This window comes from Micromonospora sp. NPDC004540, from assembly GCF_040610095.1.
Lineage (GTDB): Bacteria > Actinomycetota > Actinomycetes > Mycobacteriales > Micromonosporaceae > Micromonospora.
The window spans coordinates 1-20,136 of sequence record NZ_JBEXLR010000018.1; the positions used below are offsets into that span (position 1 = coordinate 1).

Genomic DNA, 20,136 nt, shown 5'->3' on the forward strand with positions numbered 1-20,136 from the left:
GCCGGCGGGCCGGCCGGGACCGGCGGCACGGGGACGGCAGCGGCGGGGCGGGCCATCGTGTCGGTCATCGGGCCACCACCGTCCGGTGGGCGCCGGCCGGGACCGGGTCGCGGTCGACCCCGGGTGACGGCGCTCGGCTCAGCCGTCGGTGACAGGCGACGAGATGGCCGGCCAGGATGGCGGCGGAGCCGTCGCGGACGCAGACGTCGGCGCCCGCGAGCAGCACGTCGGCGATGGTGGCGGTGTCGGCGTCGCCGGGAACGAGGACGGCCAGGGCGCATCCGGCCGGCAACGCCCGGCGGGTACGCGCGACGGCCGCCACCACCGGGTGGACCAGCAGCACCAGCTCGCCGGGCTGCACGTGGTCGAGGCTCGCGGTGTGGCGCACCCGCCAGGCGGTGGACAGCCGGCGGGCGAGCCCGGCGATCCGGCCGGGGTCGCCGAGCACGGCGACGGTGGGGGCGGTCAGGTCGGTGCTGCGCATGGATCCTCCTCGCTTCGGTGATGGCTCCACCGTGGCGCGGGGATCTGGGGCGGGCTTGTGCCCTTCCTGTGGAGTTCCGGTGTGCCCGGCCCCGCCGCGGTGGGTGGGGCCGGGGACCGAAGGCTCAGGCGTTGCTGGGCATCTCCTCGGCCAGCCAGATCGGCTGCCAGTCGGCCAGCTCGTGGAAGCGGCGCAGCTCGGCGAGCCCGGCCACGCTCCCGCTCCAGGCCGCGTACGGGGGGTTGCTCTCGTCGAAGCCGGACTGCACGAAGGTCAGCTTCGTCCGGCCGTCGGACTCGGCCAGCTCCCAGGTGCTGACGCCGGTCGGTCCCCAGTCGACGGAGAGCGCGCGGCCCGGCGTCAGGTCGACCACCTTGGCCGCGTAGCCCGCGTCGAAGCCGCCCATGGCGTAGCGGCCGCCGACCCAGGGCTCGATGCCGATCGGGAAGCCGAACCAGGCGCTAGCCTGCTCCGAGTCGGTCAGCGAGGTCCACACCTTGTCCACCGGCGCGTCGATCAGCAGCTCGCCGCGCAGGTCGGCGGAGGTGAAGTCGGTGCGCGGCAGCAGCGGGCGGCCCTCCAGGTGGGCGTTGAGGTTGGCGATCGAAAGCGCCCAGAAGGTCTGCAGGACGCCGCGGATGCTGCTGCCGCTCATGGCCTCGGCGAAGCTGAAGTGGCTCTGCCGCAGGGTGAGCACGGTGCTCCCGTCCTCCGGCGTCAGCTCGAACTCGCTGGTGGTCTCCACCCCGTCGAGCGTCCAGGCGAAGCGCAGGGTCCGCTCGTCGGCGTGCAGCAGGCGCTGGTGCGGCGCGTCACCCTCCGGCGTGTAGCGGCCCCAGAACTCGTAGCGCCGGGGCAGCTCGACCTCGGCGTGCTCGGCCAGCCAGGCGCGCAGCTCGGCCGGGTCGGTCAGCGCGCGGCGCACGGTCTCGGCCGGCGCGGCGAGGCGGGCCCGGACGGTCAGCAGGTCACTCATGGTTGTCGCCCTTCGGGTAGCAGGCCACGGCCAGTTTGAAGGCGTCCCCCTCGGCGCCGCCGTAGCGCGTGAAAAGGTCCCGCAGCGTCGACTGCAGGTCGTGCAGGAACTCCTGCCGCCGCTCGGCGGGCACCCGGATCTCTCCGGAGACACCGATCGACGGCAGCTCGGGGGCGGTGCGGTCCAGCGCGGCGATGTCCGCCTGGACCTCCTCCATGAGGTCGAGCAGGTAGCCCAGGCTCAGCTCGTCCTGCGCCCGCCGGGCCCCGCCGATCCGGCCGACCAGCCGGGGCGAGAGCCAGTAGGACCGGGCGACGGCCTGGTAGATGCCCTCGTTGATGCCGCGCACGCGCCGCTCGGCGACCTGCTCGGCCAGCCCGGCCGCGACGAGCTGCTTGACGTGGTAGTAGACGCGCTGCGGCGTCTGCTCCAGCCGGGCGGCGATCTCGGTGCAGGTGCGGGGCTCGGCGAGCTGCCGCAGCACCTCGATCCGCTGCGGCTTGAGCAGGGCTTCGGCCTGCTCGCGCTCTTCCAGGTACAGGACGTCTCTCATGGCAAAATCAGTTTGTACGTACAAAACTTCTTTGTCAATAGGTTCGACGAAAGGCCGCGCGGACCGCGCGGCCTTTCGTGCCTACTTGCCCAGGACGACGACGTGGGCCGGTGGCTCCACCTTCACCGGCAGGCCATAGCCGGACAGCTCGATGACGACCTTGAGGCGGATGGTGTAGTCCCTGCTCCGGGCCATCCGGGACGTGCGGTCGTAGGCCACCTTGGCGATCCGGTCGTCCGCGCCGACCGTCACCTCGCCCACGAGGCGGTCGGCGACGATCTCCCCGGACGGATCCGGCACGGAGACCTCGAAGTGGTAGACGCCGTCGGCCTTCTCCGTGACCGTGGCACCGGCCTGGCGCAACATCCGGAGCAGCCCCGCCGGGCTCGCAGAGGCCCCCATGCCGCCGCCCATCGCCATGTCGTAGTCGAGGTTGTCCTGCTTCTCCTTCTCCCGGCTCCACACGATCTTCCCGTTCTCGGGATCGGCGCCGTCCCGAGCCCCGACGTACCGAACACCGTCGATCAGGCGCTCGTGCTCGAAGCCCGCCACGATGGCGGGACGCAGCTGCCCCTTGTACGGCGATTCCAGATAGCCGGTGGCCGTCGCCGGATCGAAGGCACCCTTGGTGACCCACCGCTCGCTCACCGGCTCCGGCAGCTCACCCTTCGGCGGGGGCTCGTTCAGCGAGGTGGTGGTGACCTTCACCCGGTAACTGATGTTTTCGCTGGCCGCCGCGGCGGCGGCGAGCCGCAGCTGCGGCGACTGCGGGCTCGCCGCGGGCGTCGGCCGCCCGGCGACCGGCCCCGACGAGCCGGTGCCGCCGCCCGGTGAGCCGGGGGCGCCGACGGTCAGCGCCGCGGTCAGCGCCCCGGCCACGCCGACCACCCCGGCCGCGTACGCGGTGCGGTGCAGGGCGGTGCGCCGCCGGTGGCGGCGGGCGGCAGCGGCGAGCACGTCGCGGGTGAGCGTCAGGCCGGCGGCCTGGTCCCGCATCCCGGCGACGAGCTGATCCTCGAGGTCGGTCGTCATCTGCGTGCTCCGTTCATCCCGGCGCCTTCGAGCGCCCAGTCCGCGGTGAGTTCACGTAGCCGGGTCAGCCCCCGGGAAGTGGTCGACTTGACCGTGCCGACCGAGCAGCCGAGCACCTCGGCGGCCTCCGCCTCGCTCAACTGCTCCCAGTAGCGGAGCACCAGCACGGCCCGCTGTCGGGGCGGCAGCAGGCCCAGCGCCTGGACGAGCGCCTGCCGCAGGTGCAGCGCCTCGGTGCCATCCGGCTGGCCCGGCGGCTCGACCTCGGCCAGCACCTCCGGCCGGCGCCGGCGCAGCCGCCACCGGTCCACCGCCAGGTGGTACAGGGTGCGGCGCAGGTAGCCCTCCCGGTCGCCGTGCACCCGGTGCCAGTTCCGCATCAGCCGTTCCAGCGCCGCCTGCACCAGGTCCTCCCCGGCGACCCGGCTACCGGTCAGCAGCACCGCCGTCGCGAGCAGGGCACCGCCGCGTTCCGCGACGAGGGCGTCCAGCCCTTCGAAGCGTTTCTCCCGCCACACCGGCTCTCCTTTCGTCGTCACCAAGGACGACGGGTCACGCCCGAAGGTTGACTGCCGGAACGACCGGTCTCACGACGAAAGGCCGCGCGTTCCGCGCGGCCTTCCGTGGGACGAGGATCGTCAGGGCGTCCAGTCGGGACGCAGCGGGTAGTCGTTAACCCCCTGCGGGCCGTTGTGCGTGGCGAGCACCTGGTGCAGCTGGATCCCGTTGCGCTCGAAGGCCATCCGGGAGCCGGCCATGTAGAGCCCCCAGACCCGGGCGGTGCCCGGGCCGACCTCGTCGACGCAGAAGTCCCAGTGCTCGACGAGGTTGCGGCACCAGCCGGCCAGCGTCAGCGCGTAGTGCTGGCGCAGGTTCTCCTCGTGGTGCACCTCCAGCCCGGCGTCGTGGATCTCGCTGATCAGCCGGCCCGGGCCGGCCAGCTCGCCGTCCGGGAACACGTACCGGTCGATGAACGCGCCGGAGCGGTGCGGGGCCCGGTTGTCCGCCCGGGTGATGCAGTGGTTGAGCAGCCGCCCGCCAGGCTTGAGCCGGCCGCGCAGCGACCCGAAGTAGGCCGGGTAGTTGCGCACCCCGATGTGCTCGGTCAACCCGATCGAGGAGATCGCGTCGAACTGCTCACGCGGGGCGTCCCGGTAGTCGAGGTGGCGCACCTCGGCCAGCTCGCCCAGCCCCTCCCGCTCGATCGCCGCCTGCGCCCACTCGGCCTGCGCCCGCGACAGGGTGACGCCGAGCGCCTTGACGCCGTATTCCCGGGCCGCGTGCCGGACCATGCCGCCCCAGCCGCAGCCGACGTCGAGCAGCCGCATCCCCGGCTGCAGCGCCAGCTTGCCGGCGACCAGGTCGTACTTGGCCCGCTGCGCCTCCTCCAGCGTGTCGGTGGGGCTGTGGAAGACCGCGCAGGTGTACGTCATGGACGGGCCGAGCACCTTCTCGTAGAAGGCGTTCGAGACGTCGTAGTGGTGGGAGATCGCGTTGCTGTCCCGGATCCGCGAGTGGCGCAGACCGTCCATCACCCGCTTCCAGCGCGGCGCGGCCTCCTGCGGCGGGGGCGGCGGCGGCAGCAGCCGCTCCCAGCCGAGCCCCTTGACCAGGGTCAGCGCCTCGCTCACCGGCGGCATCCGCAGCGCCATCTCGTCCTTGAGCACCCGCAACGCCTCGTACGGGTCGCCCGGGTGGATCCCCTCCAGGCCGAGGTCGCCGCTCACGTAGGCCCGGGCCATGCCCAGGTCACCCGGGGCGGTGAGCAGGTAGGACAGCCCGCGTTCGGTGCGGATCGCCAGGGTGATCCCGGCGTCGGCCGGGCCGACCGCGCTGCCGTCGTATCCGGTGATGCGGACGGGCAGGTCGCCCGTGGTGACCGCGCGGATCACGTCCGCCACGGTCGGTCCGCCACGCCGGCCCCCCGCCGGCGGGCCGGCCGGGGCACTCGCCGCCCCGGGTGTTCGGTCGGTCAGACTCATGCTCGCGCTACCGCCTTCTCGTACAGTCCGGTGAGCCGGTGGTCCGGGTCGTAGCGTCCCTTCACGGCGCGCCAGGTCTCCCCGCCGTAGAGCCGGTCGAACGCCGCCCGGTCGTAGTACGCGTCGGAGTAGAGCGACTTGTGCCCGCCCGCCTCCGACACCGCGCGCTCGATCTCCCGATTGACGTCGCCGTCGGCGGCGCCCTCGGCGATCGGCACGCTCCCCCAGAAACCGATGTTCACATAGGTTTCGCCCGGTTGGAGGGGATACAGCGGCCAGGCCCGGGCGGATCCCGGACCGGCCGGCTCCCGCAGCCGCAGCGGGCAGAGCCACACCGGGGTCATCTGCACCGTCCGGGCGAACCAGCGCAGGAAGTCGGCGGTGCCGGCGAGCGGGATCTCCACGTCCTGCACCACCCGCTCCCGGGCCGGCCGGCCCCGCCAGCGGTCGATCCGGGCGGCCACCTGGTGCCGGTGCTCCAGCCGGACGAGCCGGTGGTAGAAGTCGCTGCGCCGGTAGCGCTGCGGCCAGAGCCGGCGGACCACCGGGTTCTGCACCCCGAACGCGGCGGAGCACCAGAACCAGTCGGTGTCCCAGCGCCACAGGTAGTCGTGGGTGGTGAGCACGTCCCGGGTGCGCCGGCGCAGCGAGCGGTAGTAGATGTCCTGGCCGGTGTAGTCGCTGGGCGGGCCGTCGGCCTCGTCGGTGAACGTGGCGAGCACCAGGTACGCCTCGCCGGGGCTGAACATCACCCCGTCCATCGCGTCGACCGGCTCGCCCTCCCAGGAGCCCTTGGCGACCACCTCGGCGATCGCGTCGGTCAGCTCCTCCAGCCGGCCGAACCGGATGTTGCGCAGCGCCACGTGGCGGCGGACCGGTTGCAGCTCGATGCGCAGGCGCGTCGAGTAGCCGAGGCTGCCCAGCGAGTTGGGGAAGGCCCGGAAGAGGTCGGCGTGCTCGCCGACCGGCCGGGCGGTGACCAGCTCGCCGGACCCGGTGAGGATGTCCAGCTCGGTCACCGACTCGTGCGGCAGGCCGTTGCGGAACGAGGTGGACTCGATGCCCAGCCCGGTCACCGCGCCGCCCAGGGTGATCGTGCGCAGCTGCGGCACGACCAGCGGCATCAGGTTGTGCGGCAGGGTCGCGTCGACCAGGTCCTCGTAGGTGCACATGCCCTGCACGTCGGCGGTCCGGGCGTCCGGGTCGACGGCGAGCACCCCGGTCAGGCCGCTCACGTCCAGGCCGGGGGTGCGCGGCGCGGATCGGGGTCGGAAGAGGTTGGAGGTCTGCTTGGCCAGCCGTACGGGTTCCCCGGCGGGCACCGCGGCGTACGACCGCCGCAGCGCGTCCACCGCCCGCTCATGATCACGGACAGCGTGCATGAGATCACCTTACGCCTCGGTATGCCAATTCGTGGGATGTCCACGGTGGCCTTTTCGGGGCCGCCCGGAGACCCGCGGGTTACCGTGGCGGGCATGTCCTCCCCCGCGCTCACCGCCCTGGACGCCGCCGGCCTGCCCTACCGGGTGATCCGGCACGGCCCGGTACGCAGCCTCGCCGAGGCGGCGGCGGCGCGCGGCGTCGCCGTCCCCGACGTGGTCAAGACCATCGTGGTCCGCCGCGGCGAGGACGACCACCTGTTCGTGCTCACCCCCGGCGACCGGGTCGTCTCCTGGCCGAAGCTGCGCCAACTGCTGGGCGTGAGCCGGATGTCCATGCCGGACGCGGCCGCGGCCCGGGCGGCCACCGGCTACGAGCGCGGCACCATCACCCCGTTCGGCGCCAGCACCGCCTGGCCGGTGGTCGCCGACGAGCGGCTGCGGGGCCGGGAGATCACCCTCGGCGCGGGTGAGCACGGGGTGGCCGTCGCGGTCGACGCCGACGCCGCCCTCGCCGCGCTCGCCGCGACCGTCGCCGACGTCACCGACCCGGAACCGGCCCGCTGAGCGGTGGCCGCCGCCCGGTTGCCGGCATAGCGTGGGGGACATGCCGAAAGCCGTCTGGAACGACCTGGTCGTCGCGGAGAGCGACGACACCGTGCTGGTCGAGGGCAACCACTACTTCCCGCGTTCGGCCCTGCGCGACGACCTGATCCGCGACTCCGACACCCACACGGTCTGCCCGTGGAAGGGCACCGCCTCCTACTACACGCTCGAGCACGCGGGCGCCACCAGCCCGGACGCCGTCTGGTACTACCCCGACCCGAAGCCGGAGGCGGAGATGGTGCGCGACCGGGTGGCGTTCTGGAAGGACGTCCGGGTCGTCGACTGAGTCACCGCAGCCGGGGCGACTGGCTCTCGAGGGTCCCGGTGGGTCAGGATGCCCCCATGACCGATCCGCGCACCGACCCGTCCGGCACCGTCTACGGCGGCCGCCGGCCGGCCCGGCGCGGGCTGCCGCAGGACCCGCTGATGCGGATCGCGCTGGGCGTCGCCGTGGTCGGCGTACTCCTGGGGGTGTTCTTCGCCACCGGCGTGCTCGGCGGCGGCGACGACCAGCCGGTGGTGCCGGCGGCGGCCGTGCCGACCCCGGCGGCGAGCGAGTCGAGTGCGGCCCCGGCCACGACGGCGCCGGCCCCCACTTCGGCGGCGCCCTCACCGAGCGCCGCACCGACCACGCCCGCGGCCCCCGCGGCCACCCCGAAGGTGATCCGTGGGGTCCCCTCCGGCCGCTGCGTCGGCGTGACCGGCGACGACCCCGAGGGCGCGAAGGCCGTGCTAGCCGACTGCACGGGCGGGCCGGAACAGCAGTGGGTGGTCACCCCGGTGGCCGCCGACACCTACGTCCTCGTCAACGCGGCCAGCGGGAAGTGCCTGGACGTGTACGGGCAGAGCACCGACGACGGCACGGACCTGGTGCAGTGGTCCTGCAACGGCCAGGCCAACCAGCAGTGGAAGCTCAACCCCACCGGGTCCGGCCCGGTGCTGCTGGTCGCCGTGCACAGCGGCAAGTGCGCGCAGGTCGACGACGCCGGCACCGAGGCCGGGCGCCGGCTCGAACAGGCCCCCTGCACCGGCGCTCCCGAGCAGCAGTGGGCCGTCGGCTGACCGGTCAGCCCCGGTAGCTCCAGGCCCGCCGGCCGGCCGCGACCACCGGAAGGGTGAACGCCGGCTCGTCGCCACGGCGGCGCAGCAGCAGCGAGAGCCCGGCCGCGCCGATCGACAGGGCGCCGGCCACGTACCAGGCCGGGGCGTAGTCGCCGAGCCGGTCGCGGACCAGGCCGGCCCCGGTCGCGGCGAGCGCCGCGCCGACCTGGTGGGCGGCGAACACCCAGCCGAAGACCACCGCGCCGGACGCGCCGAACCACTCCCGGCACAGCGCCACGGTGGGCGGCACGGTGGCCACCCAGTCCAGGCCGTAGAAGACGATGAAGACCAGCATGCTCGGCTGGGCGGAGCCGGCGAAGAGGCTCGGCAGCACCAGCAGCGAGGCGCCGCGCAGCGCGTAGTAGGCGCCGAGCAGCAGCCTGCTGTCCACGCGGTCGGTGAGCCAGCCGGAGGCGACCGTGCCGACGATGTCGAAGAGCCCGACCAGGGCGAGCAGGCCGGCCGCGGTGGTCTCCGGCATGCCGTGGTCGTGCGCGGCCGGCACGAAGTGGGTGCCGACCAGGCCGTTGGTGGTCGCGCCGCAGATCGCGAAGCCGCCGGCGAGCAGCCAGAACGGCCGGGTCCGCGCGGCGGCGGCGAGCGCGCCGACCGCCCGGGCCGCCGCCCCGCCGGCCGGCGGCGTCTGGGGCGCCACCTCGGTCGCCCCGTAGGCGGGCAGCCCGAGATCCGCCGGGTGCTCGCGGAGGAGCCACACCACCAGGGGTACGACCGCCAGCGCGGCCCCGGCGACGACCAGCGCCGCCAGCCGCCAGCCGTGGTCGCGCACCAGCACGGCGACCAGCGGGAGGAAGACCAGCTGGCCGGCGGCCCCGCCCGCGGTGAGCACGCCGGTGACCAGGCCCCGGCGCTTGACGAACCAGCGCCCGGTGACCGTCGCCACGAAGGCCAGCGCCATCGACCCGGTGCCCAGCCCGACCAGTACGCCCCAGCAGAGGATCAGCTGCCAGCTCGCGGTCATCCCCACGGTCAGCGCACTGCCCAGCGCCACCAGCACCAGCGCGCCGGCGACCACCCGGCGGATGCCGAACCGGTCCATCAGCGCGGCGGCGAACGGGGCGGTGAGCCCGTAGAGCATGAGGTTGACCGAGACGGCGGCGGAGATGGTCGCCAGCGGCCAGCCGAACTCGGCGTGCAGCGGATGCAGCAGCACCCCGGGGGTGGCGCGGAAGCCGGCGGCGCCGACCAGGGCGACGAACGAGACGCCGGCCACGAGCCAGGCCGGATGCAGACGGTGTCGGGTCACGCTCCGAGTCTCGGTAGATCGTGCCGCCGCGACGAGTGGCCGGAAAGCCATCATGCGCAATAATCGGGCCATGACTGTCGTGCCGCACCGGATCGCGGTGCTCGCCCTCGACGACGTGGTCGGCCTCGACCTCGGCACCCCGGCCCAGGTCTTCGGCACCGCCCGCACCGCGGACCTGACGCCCCTCTACCGCGTCCAGGTCTGCACCCCGGGCGGCCGACCCGTCCGCAGCGCCGCCGGCTTCCAGGTGCTCCCCGACCACGGCCTGGAACTGCTCGACTCCGCCGACACGGTGGTCGTTCCCGGCATCCACGACGGCCCGCCGCTGACCGACGGGACGCTGGACCCGGAGGTGGCGGCGGCGCTGCGCGCCGCCCACGACCGGGGCGCCCGGATCATGTCGATCTGCACGGGCGCGTTCGTGCTGGCCGCCGCCGGCCTGCTCGACGGCCGCCCCGCCACCACCCACTGGGCCTACGCGGACCGGTTCCGCCGCCTGCACCCCCGCGTGGACCTCGACCCGGACGTCCTCTTCCTCGACGACGGCGAGGTGCTCACCTCGGCCGGAGTGGCCGCCGGCCTCGACCTCTGCCTGCACGTCATCCGGACCGACCACGGCAGCGCGGTGGCCAACCGGTCGGCCCGGCGCTGCGTGGTGCCGCCATGGCGCGACGGCGGCCAGTCCCAGTACATCGAGCGCCCGGTGCCCCGCACCGCCGAGACCGGCACCGCGGCCACCCGGGAGTGGGCCCGGCAACGGTTGCACGAGCCGGTCGCGCTGCGCGAGCTGGCCGCGCACGCCCGGATGAGCGTCCGCACCTTCACCCGGCACTTCCGCTCGGAGACCGGGCTCAGCCCGGCGCAGTGGCTGCTCCAGCAGCGCACCGAGCACGCCCGGCTGCTGCTGGAGACCACCCACCTGACCGTCGACCAGATCGCGCGGCATGCCGGCTTCGGCACCACGGCCGCCCTGCGGCAGCACTTCCACTCCCGGGTCGGGGTGGCTCCCACCGCCTACCGCCGCAGCTTCCGCCCCACCCCCTGACCGCTTCGGTCAGGCGAGGTGGGGCTGGCGGCGGAGGGCGCGGAGCTGGGCCAGGTGCATGGGGAGGTGGACGCGGGTGTGCAGGTCGAGGGCGCGGCCCCAGGGCAGGGACTCGTCCACGTCCAGGTCGAAGCCCTCCCGCAGCACGGTGTCGACCGGCGTCTCGGCGGCCGGGCCGAGCCGGTCGGCGAGAGCGCAGAGCTTCTGGCTGGTGGCCCGGAGCAGCGCCGCCAGCCCGTCCAGCCCGCCGCACTCGGAGACCAGCGCGTCGAGCTGCGGCCGGTGGATGGTCTCCAGGTCGTAGTACGCGAACGGCGAGCCGACCAGCACCGCCTCGGTCGCCTCGCTCATCAGCTCGTCGTTGGCGGCAAGGTGCGCCACGATCTGCTCGGCGCTCAACTCGCCGTCCGGGGGTGGCCCGAACCCGCCCGTGTCCACCTCCACGAGCACCGACTCGTACGCCCGCCGCAGCGCCGCGGCGTCCACCTCGTCCATGTCCGAATCCAACCCCCGCCCCCGACGACCGCACCGCGGTTACCCCACCCTCTTCACCCGGACGGGGCGCGCTGCCCCTCCCGATCTTGGCGAGTTGCCGTTCGCTGCTTGCTGACGGCAACTCGCCCCGGATCCGGAGACGCCGCTGGCCGGCACCCCATGTTCGGGGTGCCGGCCAGCGTTTGGCTCAGCTGTTCCAGTGCTTCTTGACGATGTCGGCGGCCTGCTGCTCCCACTGGGCGTAGGCGTCCGGGTAGGCCGAGACCTGCACGGTCTGCGCGGCCTCGGTCAGCGGCATGTCCTGCCAGCCGTCAACCTGCTTCAGGCCCTTCAGGAACGCCAGGGTGGAGTACTCGGGGTCGGTGATCTGCTCCGGCGTACCCCAACCGCTGGACGGGCGCTGCTGGAACAGGCCCAGCGAGTCATGGTCGTTGCGGTCGCCGAGGTGGCCCAGGTTCTCCAGCTTCGACTCCTGCAGCGACGTGGCGATCGAGACGACCGCGGCCCGCTCCGGGAGACCAGCCTTCTTCGTCGCCGCGATGATCGCCTTCGCGTTGCCCACCTGCTCGTCGCTCAGGTCGATCCGCGACTGCGCGCCCTGCACGCCATGCGGGATCAGCTTGCCCGCGTCCGGCTTGTCGGCCTGCACCACGGCCGCCTCCGACAGCCCCGCCGTCGGCGCCGCCTCGTGATGGTTCAGCGGACCGGCGGCCAGACCACCGGCGAAAGCCAGACCAGCAATACCCAGCACGCTCTTACGCAGCATCGTGTTCATGGGGGTAGCTCCATTCGGGGGGTTGGCGCACACACACTCCGACGGGGGTCGGCTGGGGGTGGTGTGCGCAAGCGCCGTCAGGCGCTCAAAAGTCTTGGGGGATCATCCGGCGCGCGGGGCGAGAGCCTCTTCGTCGCGCCGGGACCATGTACAACGACCGGCGGCCCACCATCATTCCGGGCCCGGCAGACCCACCTGGGCGGCTCGCCACCCCGCCGGGCGGGGCACCTTCCTCGGCCGTACCGGGGTACAACGACCCCCGCTCACCCGCCATTCCGCCGCCGGAGTGCCACCGACCACCCTGCGAAACCGGACACCCCGCCCAAAGCCGCCCCGTCGGTGGAACGCCATGTGTGTTTCGGGCTCCCGGTGACACACGTGGCGTTCCACTCGCTCAGGCGAGTGTCGGTGGGGACGGACTCCGCCCGCCGCACCGATACTCCGCCGGCAGTGCGGGGGCGCACGCCGCCTACGGCGTCCTAGGAGGCTAGCTCTGCGGCATCGAACGAGTCCGTTCATCTGGCCGCCCCGATCGGGGGCGGGATGGCCACTTGGGCCGCCAGATCGCGATGGCTGCGAGGTCAGGGCGATGGGAAAACGCCGGACAGGGGTTACCCTGACACCATGTCGGCCACCACCACCGCGTACCTCGCCCGGCCCGGGCGACCCGCCGTGGTGGCACGCACCCTCGGCGAGCTCGCCGGGCCCACCCGCGGCGTCGTCGAGCTGCCGGTGCGCCTGATGTGGAGCAGCGAGCGCGCCTTCGACCTGGCCGACCCCGACGACCTGCTGTGGATGTACGAGAACGTGCTGCGCGAGACCAGCCGCGTCGAGGACCTGCGCGAGCTGATCGACGGCGGGACGCTGCGCCGGGTGTGGCCGCTGTTGAACCTGCCCCGGGGCGTCCGGCTGGCGTGGGAGAGCCGGCACCGGGGCCTGCGCACCGCGTGACCCACCTGCACGACTTCTACCGGGAGGTGGCCCGGGTGGCCCTGGCGGCCGCCGGCCCGCACCGGTTCGTGCTGGGCGGCGGGGTGGCCTGGGCGGCGCACGGCCTGGTCACCCGCCCGACGGAGGACGTGGACCTCTTCGCCGACGTGGAGGGCGCAGCCGCCGCAGCGGCGGCCGGGGTGCGGGCCGCCCTGGAACGGGCCGGCTACCAGGTGGCCGACGCCGACCCGGACAGCGAGCTGGGTGAGCTCTTCGACGGCTACGACCGGGACCTGCGGGACTTCGTGGTGAGCCGGGACGGCCGGCAGATCCGGCTCAGCCTGGCCCGGCTCGACCGGTACCGCAGCCCGGTGGTGATGGACCTGGGCCCAGTCATGGACGTCCGGGACCTGATCGCCAACAAGACCGCGGCGCTCGTCAACCGCCGGGAGGTCCGCGACTACATCGACGTCTCGGCCGCGCTGGACCGGTACGCGGTGGCGGACCTCCTGGAGCTGGCCCGGCAGGTCGACCCGGCGCTGGACGCCGAGGACGTCCGGGCGGCGGGCCGCTACCTGGACCGGGTGCCGGACCGCCGGTTCGCCCGCTACGGCCTGGACCCCGGCCAGATCGCCGAGGTCCGCCGCCGGATGGCCGCCTGGCCGCGGTGACCGCGGGAGGGACGGGGCGACCCGCTCACCTGATGAGCTTGCCGCCGGTCACGCCCAGGATCTCCCCCGTCACGTAGCTGGACTCCTGCGAGGCGAAGAAGACGTACGCGGGGGCTAGCTCGGCGGGCTGGGCCGGACGGCCCATCGGCGTGTCGGTGCCGAACTGCTTCACCTTCTCCTCGGGCATGGTGGCCGGGATGAGCGGGGTCCAGACCGGACCGGGCGCCACGGCGTTGACCCGGATGCCCTGGTCGGCCAGGTTCAGCGCGAGCGCCTTGGTGAAGTTGGCGATGGCCGCCTTGGTGGTGGCGTAGTCGAGCAGCTGCGGCGACGGGTTGAACGCCTGGATCGACGAGCTGTTGATGATCGCCGAGCCCTCGGGCAGGTGCGGCACGGCCAGCTTGCAGAGCCAGAACATGGCGTACACGTTGGTCTTGAAGACCCGGTCGAACTGGTCGGTGGTGATGTCGAGGATGCCCTTGTCCTGCGACATCTGGAAGGCCGCGTTGTTGACCAGGATGTCGATGCCGCCGAGGTCGGACAGCGCCCGCTCGATCAGCTCGCGGCAGTTCGCCTCCTCCCGCACGTCGCACCGCACGGCGACGCCCTTGCGCCCGGCCTGCTCGACCAGGCTCACGGTCTCCCGGGCGTCCGCCTCCTCCTCGTCGCCGAGGTAGGAGATCAGCACGTCGGCGCCCTCCCGGGCGTAGGCGATGGCGACCGCCCGGCCGATCCCGGAGTCACCGCCGGTGATCACCGCCCGCTTGTCGGAGAGCCGGTCGCTGCCCCGGTACGACTCCTCGCCGTGGTCCGGCTTCGGGCCCATCTCCCGTTCGGTGCCGGGCGCCGACTGCTGCTGGCCGGGCTGGCCCTGCTGCTGGCCGTACTGGCGGGTGGGGTCCTGCTGGGTGTACTGGTCCTCGCTCACCGGGTCTCCCTCGTGCCGTCGTTCCTGCCTCCCGCCCTACCCCCGCGCCGGGGGCGGAAACGGCGGTGGACCAGCCCGCGGTGTTACGCGGCGGCGGCCCGGCGCGCTGGTGGATGTGAGATACCGCGGGGCGATGTGGCTTCTGTGACATGCGGTCGTTATGGTGCGCAACGGCGCCCACGAGGCGCGCGTCCACCCCCATGGAAGGGCACCTCATGACCTCCTCCTCCGGCGCCTCGCGCCGCCAGGTGCTGGCCGTCGCTGCCGCCGCCGCGACCGCCCCCCTGATCGCCGGCGCTCCCGCCGAGGCCACGCCGAAGGCCCCGAAGACCTGGGACCTCACCGTCCTGGGCACCTCGGACACCCACGGCAACGTCTACAACTGGGACTACTACCGCGACGCCGAGTTCGACGACAGCAAGCACAACGACGTCGGCGTCGCGAAGCTGGCCACCCTGGTCAACCAGATCCGCGCGGAGCGCAAGGGCAAGGCGACCCTGGTGCTGGACGCCGGAGACACCATCCAGGGCACCCCGCTGGCCACCTACTACGCCAAGCAGGAGCCGATCACCGACACCGGTGAGACGCACCCGATGGCCAACGCCATGAACGTGCTGAAGTACGACGCCGTCACGCTGGGCAACCACGAGTTCAACTACGGCCTGCCGCTGCTCGCCACCTGGATCGGCCAGCTCGGCTTCCCGGCCCTGGCCGCGAACGCGATCAACGAGAAGACCGGCAAGCCGGCCTTCCTGCCGTACGTGATCAAGGAGGTCGCGCTCGGCGGGTACGACTCCCCCACCCTGAAGGTCGGCATCCTGGGCCTGACCAACCCGGGCGTGGCCATCTGGGACAAGGCCAACGTCGAGGGCAGGCTGGTCTTCGCCGACATGGTCGCCACCGCCGCCAAGTGGGTGCCGGTGATGCGGGAGCGCGGCGCCGACCTGGTCATCATCTCCGCCCACGGCGGTGACAGCGGCACCTCCAGCTACGGCCCGGAGCTGCCGAACGAGAACCCGGTCGCGCTGATCGCCGAGCAGGTGCCGGGCATCGACGCGATCCTCTTCGGCCACGCCCACAACGAGGTGCCGCAGAAGTTCGTCACCAACAAGGCCACCGGCGCGCAGGTGCTCACCTCGGAGCCGTCGAAGTGGGGCCAGCGGCTGACCCGGATGGACTTCACCGTCACCAAGGTCAAGGGCCGGTGGCAGGTGCTCGCCAAGTCCGCCACCACGCTCAACACCAACAGCGTGGTCGAGGACCCGGCGGTGCTCGCGGCCGTGCGCGGCCAGCACGACACGACCGTCGGGTACGTCAACCAGGTCGTGGCGCAGTCCAAGGAGGAGCTGTCCACCGTCGAGTCGCGGTACAAGGACACCCCGATCCTGGACTTCATCAACCATGTCCAGGCCGAGGTGGTCACCCAGGCCCTGGCCGGCACCGCGTACGCGGGCCTGCCGGTGCTGTCCCAGGCGTCGCCGTTCAGCCGGACGGCCGTCTTCCCGGCCGGTGACGTGCGGATCCGCGACGTCGCCGGGCTGTACGTCTTCGACAACACCCTCGAGGCGGTCGTGATGACCGGGGCCGAGGTGAAGGCGTACCTGGAGTACTCGGCGAAGTACTTCCGGACCTGGGCGGCCGGGGACACCATCGACCTGGCGAACATCAACGACCCGAACGTGCCGGACTACAACTACGACGTCATCTCCGGGCTCGACTACGACATCGACATCGCCAAGCCGATCGGCCAGCGGATCACCCGCCTGGTCCTGCCGGGCACCGACACCCCGGTCGCCGCGGACGCCCAGTTCGTCGTCGCGGTCAACAACTACCGGCGCAGCGGTGGCGGCAACTTCCCGGGAATCGTGAAGACCCAGGTCTACAACCAGCAGCAGGAGATCCGCCAGCTGCTCATCGACTGGGCGCAGGCCAAGGGCGAGATCCGGCCGGCCGACTTCTACGTGCCGAACTGGAAGCTGGTCCGCGACGGCGTGCCGGTCTTCTGATCCGTACCACCTGCGACGGGCCCCGGGTGCCGCACCCGGGGCCCGTCCCCGTCCCGGGCCGGTCAGCCGGCGGCCCACAGGTGCCACTCGTGCTGCCCGCCGGTCGGGTCGGGCCGGTCCCGGCGCGGCTCGGTTTCGCTCTCGGTCGACTCCACCCGCTCCTCGGGGCGCACCCCGGGCGGCAGCTCGCCGAAGCGGACGTGCCGCAGGAAGGCGTACTCCTCGTCGGTGAACGACTCACGCGGTTCGCTCATGACCGCATTGTGCGCCCGCCCGGCCACCCGCCGCATCAACCGACCCGGCCCGGGTAAGCCGGCGCGACGACCCGTCCGGCGACGAGGTGGAGGACGACCATGCGCGCGGTACGGATGACCACCCCCGGGGTGCTGGAGCAGGTCGAGATGCCCACCCCGACCGCCGGACCCGGTGAGGTGCTGCTGCGCGTCGGCGCGGTCGGCGCCTGCCACTCTGACCTGCACATCCTCGACGCGCCGGCCGGGCTCTACCCGACCCCGATGACCCTCGGACACGAGATCGCCGGCACCGTCGACCAGCTCGGCCCCGGCGTGACGGGCTGGTCCGCCGGCGACCGGGCGGCGGTCTACGGGATCATCGGTTGCGGCCGCTGCCGGGCCTGCCTGCGCGGCGCGGAGAACCAGTGCCGGACGGTCCCGGTCGGTGGCGTCGGGCTCAGCCGCGACGGCGGGCTGGCCGAACACGTGGTGCTGCCCGTGTCCCGGCTGCTGCCCGTCGGGGAGATGGACCTGACCCAGGCGGCCCCGCTCACCGACGCCGGGCTGACCCCCTACCACGCCGTCGAGCTGGCCCGGAGCCGGCTGCGCCCGGGCACCTCCTGCGTGGTGATCGGGATCGGCGGGCTCGGCCACATGGCGGTGCAGATCCTGGTCGCCACCACCGCGGTGCGGATCATCGCCGTCGACACCAGTGTCGCGGCCCTGGACCTGGCCGGCCGGATGGGCGCGCACGAGGTGGTGCAGGCCGGGCCGGACAGCGTGGACCGGATCCGGGAACTGGTGGGTCCACCGCCGGACGGCGCCGACGTCGTGCTCGACTTCGTCGGCGCCGACCCCACGGTCACCACCGCCCGGCAGGTCGTGGCCACCGGCGGTCTGGTGCTGCTGGCCGGCCTGGCCGGCGGCACCCTGCCGGTCCGGCCGGTCGCCGACGAGCCGCCGACGCTGCCCCTGGAGACGGCGGTCGAGGTGCCGTTCTGGGGCACCCGGGCGGAACTCCAGGAGGTGATCGCCCTGGCCCGGACCGGACATCTGCACGCCGACGTGCAGACCTTCCCGCTGGCGGAGGCGCCGGAGGCGTACGAGCTGCTGCGCCGCGGGGAGATCCACGGCCGCGCCGTCGTCGTGCCCTGACTACCGCGGTCCCGCGGCGGGCCGCCACGGCGGCAGCCGGTCCAGCAGGGCCAGGCCGGCGCGCACCGGGCGGCGGGCCAGGACCCGCCCGAAGCTCGCCCGCCCCTGGCAGAACCGGACGAACATCCGCCAGCCCGGCGGTGTGGCCAGCAGGGCGTGGAACACGTCGGGCCGCCGCGTGAAGACCTCCAGCAGCCGGTGCCCGGCCCGCATCTCCGGCACCAGCCGGAGGCGGATCTCCTGGTCGTAGTGCTCGAGCTCGCCGCCGGCCACGGCCTCGCCGGCCAGCCGGCCCGACCGCAGGGCGAAGCTGATGCCCTCCCGGCTCCACGGCTCCAGCAGGCCCGCCGCGTCGCCGGCAACCAGCACCCGGCCGCGGCGCAGCGGCGAGTCCTCCGCCCGGCACCGGGTCAGGTGCCCCGAGTCGTGCTCCGGGGTGACCCCGGACAGGCCGAGCCCGGCCACGAAGTCGCGTAGGTAGGCCCGGGTCCGCTCGCCCTCGCCCCGGGCGGCGATGACGCCGACGGTGAGCCGGTCGCCCTTGGGGAAGACCCAGGCGTACGAGCCGGGGACCGGCCCCCAGTCGATGAGCACCCGCCCGCGCCAGCGGTCCTGCTCGGCGGGTGGGATCGGCAGTTCCAGCTCCAGCCCCAGGTCGACCTGGCGCCAGGTCACCCCGACGTGCCGGGCCGTCACGCCGGAGGAGCCGTCGGCGCCGATCACCGCGCGGGCGCGTACCGTGTCGCCGTCGGCCAGCCGCAGGCGTACCTCGTCGGGGTCCTGCTCGACGGCGCGGACGGCGACGCCCTCGCGGACCTCGGCCCCGGCGGCGACGGCGACGGCGCGCAGCCGGTCGTCGAACTCCTCCCGGCGGACCATGGCGACCAGCGGGGTGGAGTGCCGGCGGGTGAAGCGACGTCGCCCGTCCCGGGTGAAGGTGATCCGGTCGACCCGGTCGTGCGCGGGCACCTCGATCCGGTCGGCGACCTCGCCCAGCGAGGTGCCGATCAGCCCGCCGCCGCAGGTCTTGTAGCGGGGGTGGGTGGCCCGCTCGACCACCAGGGTGCGGACGCCGGCCCGGGCCGCCGCGTGCGCGGCGGAGAGGCCGGCGGGGCCACCACCGACGACGACGAGGTCCCAGATGATCACGGGTGCAGCCTAGGCCACCGCGCGCTTGGCCCGCCCGGCACGCGCCGCGCGCGACCCCCCGATCGGGTGGGCATCAACGGACGCCGCCCGGGTAACCGCCGGGCGCAGGCCGCCCGCCGGTCGGGCGGTCCACGCCGAGGAGGGAAGCGATGCAGCAGGTACAGCTGTCTGCGGTCGAGGAACGGGTGTACCAGGCGGTGGCCGCGCTGGAGGTGCGGGGGCACGTCCCCTATCCCGACCTGATCGCCCAGGAGACCGGCATGACCGAGGAGGAACTTCGCGAGCCGCTGCACCTGCTCACCGAGCGGGGGCTGCTGCACCGGGAGGACTCCCCGATGTCCGGGCTGGACTTCGGACCACGGTGGTGCGCGCGCCAGATGACCTGACATCGTCGTTTGCCCCACCGGGGGCCGGGTAGCGATCCGGGATGCGTGATCGACGGTCGTCGGGGGGCACGATGAGCACGGACCGGTCGAGGCCGGTGGACAGCACCGGGTCCGACGACCGGCGCCGCTGGAAGGCGCTCAGCGTCGGCCTGGTCGCGGCGTTCATGACCCTGCTGGACGTCAGCATCGTCAACGTCGCCGTGCCGTCGATCGACCGGGCGGTCCACGCCACGCCCAGCGACCTGCAGTGGGTGCTGTCCGGGTACGCGCTGACCTTCGGTCTGGTGCTGGTGCCGGCCGGGCGCTTCGGTGACGCGCGCGGTCGGCGTACCGCGTTCGTGGTCGGGGTGGCGCTGTTCACCGTGACCAGCGCGCTGGCCGGGCTGGCCCGCTCGCCCGAGTGGCTGATCGCCGCCCGGCTCGTCCAGGGCGCCGCCGCCGGGGTGGTCAACCCCCAGGTGAGCGGCATGATCCAGCAGTTGTTCCAGGGCGCCGAGCGGGGCCGGGCGTTCGGCCTGCTCGGCGCCACCATCGGCATCTCCACCGCGGTCGGCCCGCTGCTCGGCGGTCTGCTCATCGAACTCGGCGGGGAGGAGCACGGCTGGCGCTGGGTCTTCTTCGTGAACATCCCGGTCGGCATCCTCGCCGTGGTGCTCGGCTGGCGGCTCATCCCGGCCCGCCCGGCCGGCCAACCGGACCGGCACCGGCTGGACCCGGTCGGGGTGCTGCTGCTCGGCCTCGGGGTGACCTCGGTGCTGCTGCCACTGGTGCAGCGGGAGCAGTGGCGCGGCCCCGGCAAGTGGGTGCTGATCCCCGTCGGCCTGCTCTTCCTGGCCGGCTTCGCGTTCTGGGAGCGGTGGTACGCGCAGCACCGGCCGCCCCTGTTCGACCTCAGGGGCATGGGAGTTCCCGTCTGTGCTGGGGGAATCAGTAGGTCTCGACGTGCACGCTGGTCTCGCTGAGCGCTTCGACCACGAAGATCCGGG

22 protein-coding genes and 1 pseudogene are annotated in these 20,136 nt (G+C 73.5%); 10 read left to right on the plus strand and 13 right to left on the minus strand.

What is annotated here, in order from left to right:
• Positions 1-64: 64 nt before the first annotated feature.
• The 7 genes from ABZV78_RS09050 to ABZV78_RS09080 all read right to left on the minus strand — a co-directional run bounded on the left by ABZV78_RS09050 (position 65) and on the right by ABZV78_RS09080 (position 6,409).
• Positions 65-484 carry a hypothetical protein gene (locus ABZV78_RS09050; RefSeq protein ID WP_355636816.1) on the minus strand — a complete coding sequence of 140 codons (420 nt, stop codon included), beginning with the start codon at positions 482-484 and terminating at the stop codon, positions 65-67.
• Positions 485-608: 124 nt separating this feature from the next.
• On the minus strand, positions 609-1,460 hold the full coding sequence (locus ABZV78_RS09055; RefSeq protein WP_355636818.1) for an SRPBCC domain-containing protein: 852 nt from the start codon (positions 1,458-1,460) through the stop codon (positions 609-611).
• On the minus strand, positions 1,453-2,013 hold the full coding sequence (locus ABZV78_RS09060) for a helix-turn-helix domain-containing protein (protein ID WP_355636820.1): 561 nt from the start codon (positions 2,011-2,013) through the stop codon (positions 1,453-1,455). Before ABZV78_RS09060 ends, ABZV78_RS09055 begins: the two co-directional genes overlap by 8 nt.
• Positions 2,014-2,094: 81 nt before the next feature.
• Positions 2,095-3,045: a hypothetical protein gene (locus tag ABZV78_RS09065; protein ID WP_355636822.1), complete on the minus strand. Its 951-nt coding sequence runs from the start codon at positions 3,043-3,045 to the stop codon at positions 2,095-2,097.
• Positions 3,042-3,563: a SigE family RNA polymerase sigma factor gene (locus tag ABZV78_RS09070; RefSeq protein WP_355636824.1), complete on the minus strand. Its 522-nt coding sequence runs from the start codon at positions 3,561-3,563 to the stop codon at positions 3,042-3,044. Before ABZV78_RS09070 ends, ABZV78_RS09065 begins: the two co-directional genes overlap by 4 nt.
• 120 nt (positions 3,564-3,683) lie before the next feature.
• Positions 3,684-5,027 carry a class I SAM-dependent methyltransferase gene (locus tag ABZV78_RS09075; protein ID WP_355636826.1) on the minus strand — a complete coding sequence of 448 codons (1,344 nt, stop codon included), beginning with the start codon at positions 5,025-5,027 and terminating at the stop codon, positions 3,684-3,686.
• Positions 5,024-6,409 (minus strand): FAD-binding oxidoreductase, encoded by a 1,386-nt coding sequence (locus ABZV78_RS09080; protein WP_355636828.1) that lies wholly within the window; start codon positions 6,407-6,409, stop codon positions 5,024-5,026. Before ABZV78_RS09080 ends, ABZV78_RS09075 begins: the two co-directional genes overlap by 4 nt.
• A gap of 93 nt (positions 6,410-6,502) precedes the next feature.
• Here ABZV78_RS09080 and ABZV78_RS09085 point away from each other — a divergent pair, with 93 nt between their 5' ends.
• From ABZV78_RS09085 to ABZV78_RS09095, 3 genes are read left to right on the plus strand one after another with little or no spacing between them, the layout of a single operon-like run.
• Complete coding sequence (locus ABZV78_RS09085) at positions 6,503-6,973, plus strand: YbaK/EbsC family protein (RefSeq protein ID WP_355636830.1); 471 nt, start codon at positions 6,503-6,505, stop codon at positions 6,971-6,973.
• A 40-nt stretch (positions 6,974-7,013) separates the two neighbouring features.
• Positions 7,014-7,298, plus strand: coding sequence for a DUF427 domain-containing protein (locus tag ABZV78_RS09090; RefSeq protein WP_091269458.1), 285 nt, complete (start codon positions 7,014-7,016; stop codon positions 7,296-7,298).
• Positions 7,299-7,354: 56 nt separating this feature from the next.
• Positions 7,355-8,074, plus strand: coding sequence for an RICIN domain-containing protein (locus ABZV78_RS09095; protein ID WP_355636832.1), 720 nt, complete (start codon positions 7,355-7,357; stop codon positions 8,072-8,074).
• Between the two features lie 4 nt (positions 8,075-8,078).
• On the opposite strand, the gene ABZV78_RS09100 is transcribed toward ABZV78_RS09095, so the two are convergent.
• Entirely contained in the window at positions 8,079-9,377 is a 1,299-nt protein-coding gene (locus tag ABZV78_RS09100) for an MFS transporter (protein ID WP_355636834.1), read from the minus strand.
• 52 nt (positions 9,378-9,429) lie between these two features.
• Between ABZV78_RS09100 and ABZV78_RS09105 the strand changes: the two genes are divergently transcribed.
• Positions 9,430-10,422 carry a helix-turn-helix domain-containing protein gene (locus tag ABZV78_RS09105; protein ID WP_355636836.1) on the plus strand — a complete coding sequence of 331 codons (993 nt, stop codon included), beginning with the start codon at positions 9,430-9,432 and terminating at the stop codon, positions 10,420-10,422.
• Between the two features lie 9 nt (positions 10,423-10,431).
• On the opposite strand, the gene ABZV78_RS09110 is transcribed toward ABZV78_RS09105, so the two are convergent.
• Positions 10,432-10,908: a hypothetical protein gene (locus ABZV78_RS09110; RefSeq protein ID WP_355636935.1), complete on the minus strand. Its 477-nt coding sequence runs from the start codon at positions 10,906-10,908 to the stop codon at positions 10,432-10,434.
• A 196-nt stretch (positions 10,909-11,104) separates the two neighbouring features.
• Positions 11,105-11,692 (minus strand): hypothetical protein, encoded by a 588-nt coding sequence (locus tag ABZV78_RS09115; RefSeq protein ID WP_355636838.1) that lies wholly within the window; start codon positions 11,690-11,692, stop codon positions 11,105-11,107.
• A gap of 624 nt (positions 11,693-12,316) precedes the next feature.
• On the opposite strand from ABZV78_RS09115, the gene ABZV78_RS09120 reads away from it, so the two are divergent.
• Together ABZV78_RS09120 and ABZV78_RS09125 are read left to right on the plus strand one after the other, a co-directional pair.
• Positions 12,317-12,643, plus strand: a complete 327-nt coding sequence (locus ABZV78_RS09120) for a hypothetical protein (protein ID WP_355636840.1) — start codon at positions 12,317-12,319, stop codon at positions 12,641-12,643.
• A complete protein-coding gene (locus ABZV78_RS09125; RefSeq protein ID WP_355636842.1) occupies positions 12,640-13,293 on the plus strand; it encodes a nucleotidyl transferase AbiEii/AbiGii toxin family protein in 654 nt (217 codons plus the stop codon). Before ABZV78_RS09120 ends, ABZV78_RS09125 begins: the two co-directional genes overlap by 4 nt.
• Positions 13,294-13,318: 25 nt before the next feature.
• On the opposite strand, the gene ABZV78_RS09130 is transcribed toward ABZV78_RS09125, so the two are convergent.
• Positions 13,319-14,221 carry an SDR family oxidoreductase gene (locus ABZV78_RS09130; RefSeq protein ID WP_355636844.1) on the minus strand — a complete coding sequence of 301 codons (903 nt, stop codon included), beginning with the start codon at positions 14,219-14,221 and terminating at the stop codon, positions 13,319-13,321.
• Between the two features lie 215 nt (positions 14,222-14,436).
• On the opposite strand from ABZV78_RS09130, the gene ABZV78_RS09135 reads away from it, so the two are divergent.
• Complete coding sequence (locus tag ABZV78_RS09135; protein WP_355636846.1) at positions 14,437-16,227, plus strand: 5'-nucleotidase C-terminal domain-containing protein; 1,791 nt, start codon at positions 14,437-14,439, stop codon at positions 16,225-16,227.
• A 62-nt stretch (positions 16,228-16,289) separates the two neighbouring features.
• Here the strand turns inward: ABZV78_RS09135 and ABZV78_RS09140 are convergent, their stop codons facing one another.
• On the minus strand, positions 16,290-16,481 hold the full coding sequence (locus ABZV78_RS09140; protein ID WP_355636848.1) for a hypothetical protein: 192 nt from the start codon (positions 16,479-16,481) through the stop codon (positions 16,290-16,292).
• A gap of 99 nt (positions 16,482-16,580) precedes the next feature.
• Here ABZV78_RS09140 and ABZV78_RS09145 point away from each other — a divergent pair, with 99 nt between their 5' ends.
• On the plus strand, positions 16,581-17,615 hold the full coding sequence (locus ABZV78_RS09145) for an NAD(P)-dependent alcohol dehydrogenase (RefSeq protein ID WP_355636850.1): 1,035 nt from the start codon (positions 16,581-16,583) through the stop codon (positions 17,613-17,615).
• Here ABZV78_RS09145 and ABZV78_RS09150 read toward each other — a convergent pair whose 3' ends face one another.
• Complete coding sequence (locus ABZV78_RS09150) at positions 17,616-18,764, minus strand: geranylgeranyl reductase family protein (protein ID WP_355636852.1); 1,149 nt, start codon at positions 18,762-18,764, stop codon at positions 17,616-17,618. It abuts the gene before it with no gap.
• Between the two features lie 149 nt (positions 18,765-18,913).
• Between ABZV78_RS09150 and ABZV78_RS09155 the strand changes: the two genes are divergently transcribed.
• Together ABZV78_RS09155 and ABZV78_RS09160 are read left to right on the plus strand one after the other, a co-directional pair.
• On the plus strand, positions 18,914-19,150 hold the full coding sequence (locus tag ABZV78_RS09155; protein ID WP_355636854.1) for a hypothetical protein: 237 nt from the start codon (positions 18,914-18,916) through the stop codon (positions 19,148-19,150).
• Between the two features lie 41 nt (positions 19,151-19,191).
• Positions 19,192-20,058: pseudogene (locus tag ABZV78_RS09160) on the plus strand (MFS transporter); the annotation flags it as partial.
• Positions 20,059-20,136: the final 78 nt, after the last annotated feature.

Coding starts and splice junctions, on each gene's coding strand:
- ABZV78_RS09155 (WP_355636854.1), top strand. CDS start 18,914: ATGCAGCAGGTACAGCTGTCTGCGGTCGAGGAACGGGTGTACCAGGCG.
- ABZV78_RS09120 (WP_355636840.1), top strand. CDS start 12,317: ATGTCGGCCACCACCACCGCGTACCTCGCCCGGCCCGGGCGACCCGCC.
- ABZV78_RS09065 (WP_355636822.1), bottom strand. CDS start 3,045: ATGACGACCGACCTCGAGGATCAGCTCGTCGCCGGGATGCGGGACCAG.
- ABZV78_RS09085 (WP_355636830.1), top strand. CDS start 6,503: ATGTCCTCCCCCGCGCTCACCGCCCTGGACGCCGCCGGCCTGCCCTAC.
- ABZV78_RS09140 (WP_355636848.1), bottom strand. CDS start 16,481: ATGAGCGAACCGCGTGAGTCGTTCACCGACGAGGAGTACGCCTTCCTG.
- ABZV78_RS09095 (WP_355636832.1), top strand. CDS start 7,355: ATGACCGATCCGCGCACCGACCCGTCCGGCACCGTCTACGGCGGCCGC.
- ABZV78_RS09105 (WP_355636836.1), top strand. CDS start 9,430: ATGCGCAATAATCGGGCCATGACTGTCGTGCCGCACCGGATCGCGGTG.
- ABZV78_RS09145 (WP_355636850.1), top strand. CDS start 16,581: ATGCGCGCGGTACGGATGACCACCCCCGGGGTGCTGGAGCAGGTCGAG.
- ABZV78_RS09075 (WP_355636826.1), bottom strand. CDS start 5,027: ATGAGTCTGACCGACCGAACACCCGGGGCGGCGAGTGCCCCGGCCGGC.
- ABZV78_RS09050 (WP_355636816.1), bottom strand. CDS start 484: ATGCGCAGCACCGACCTGACCGCCCCCACCGTCGCCGTGCTCGGCGAC.
- ABZV78_RS09080 (WP_355636828.1), bottom strand. CDS start 6,409: ATGCACGCTGTCCGTGATCATGAGCGGGCGGTGGACGCGCTGCGGCGG.
- ABZV78_RS09060 (WP_355636820.1), bottom strand. CDS start 2,013: ATGAGAGACGTCCTGTACCTGGAAGAGCGCGAGCAGGCCGAAGCCCTG.
- ABZV78_RS09115 (WP_355636838.1), bottom strand. CDS start 11,692: ATGAACACGATGCTGCGTAAGAGCGTGCTGGGTATTGCTGGTCTGGCT.
- ABZV78_RS09055 (WP_355636818.1), bottom strand. CDS start 1,460: ATGAGTGACCTGCTGACCGTCCGGGCCCGCCTCGCCGCGCCGGCCGAG.
- ABZV78_RS09135 (WP_355636846.1), top strand. CDS start 14,437: ATGACCTCCTCCTCCGGCGCCTCGCGCCGCCAGGTGCTGGCCGTCGCT.
- ABZV78_RS09090 (WP_091269458.1), top strand. CDS start 7,014: ATGCCGAAAGCCGTCTGGAACGACCTGGTCGTCGCGGAGAGCGACGAC.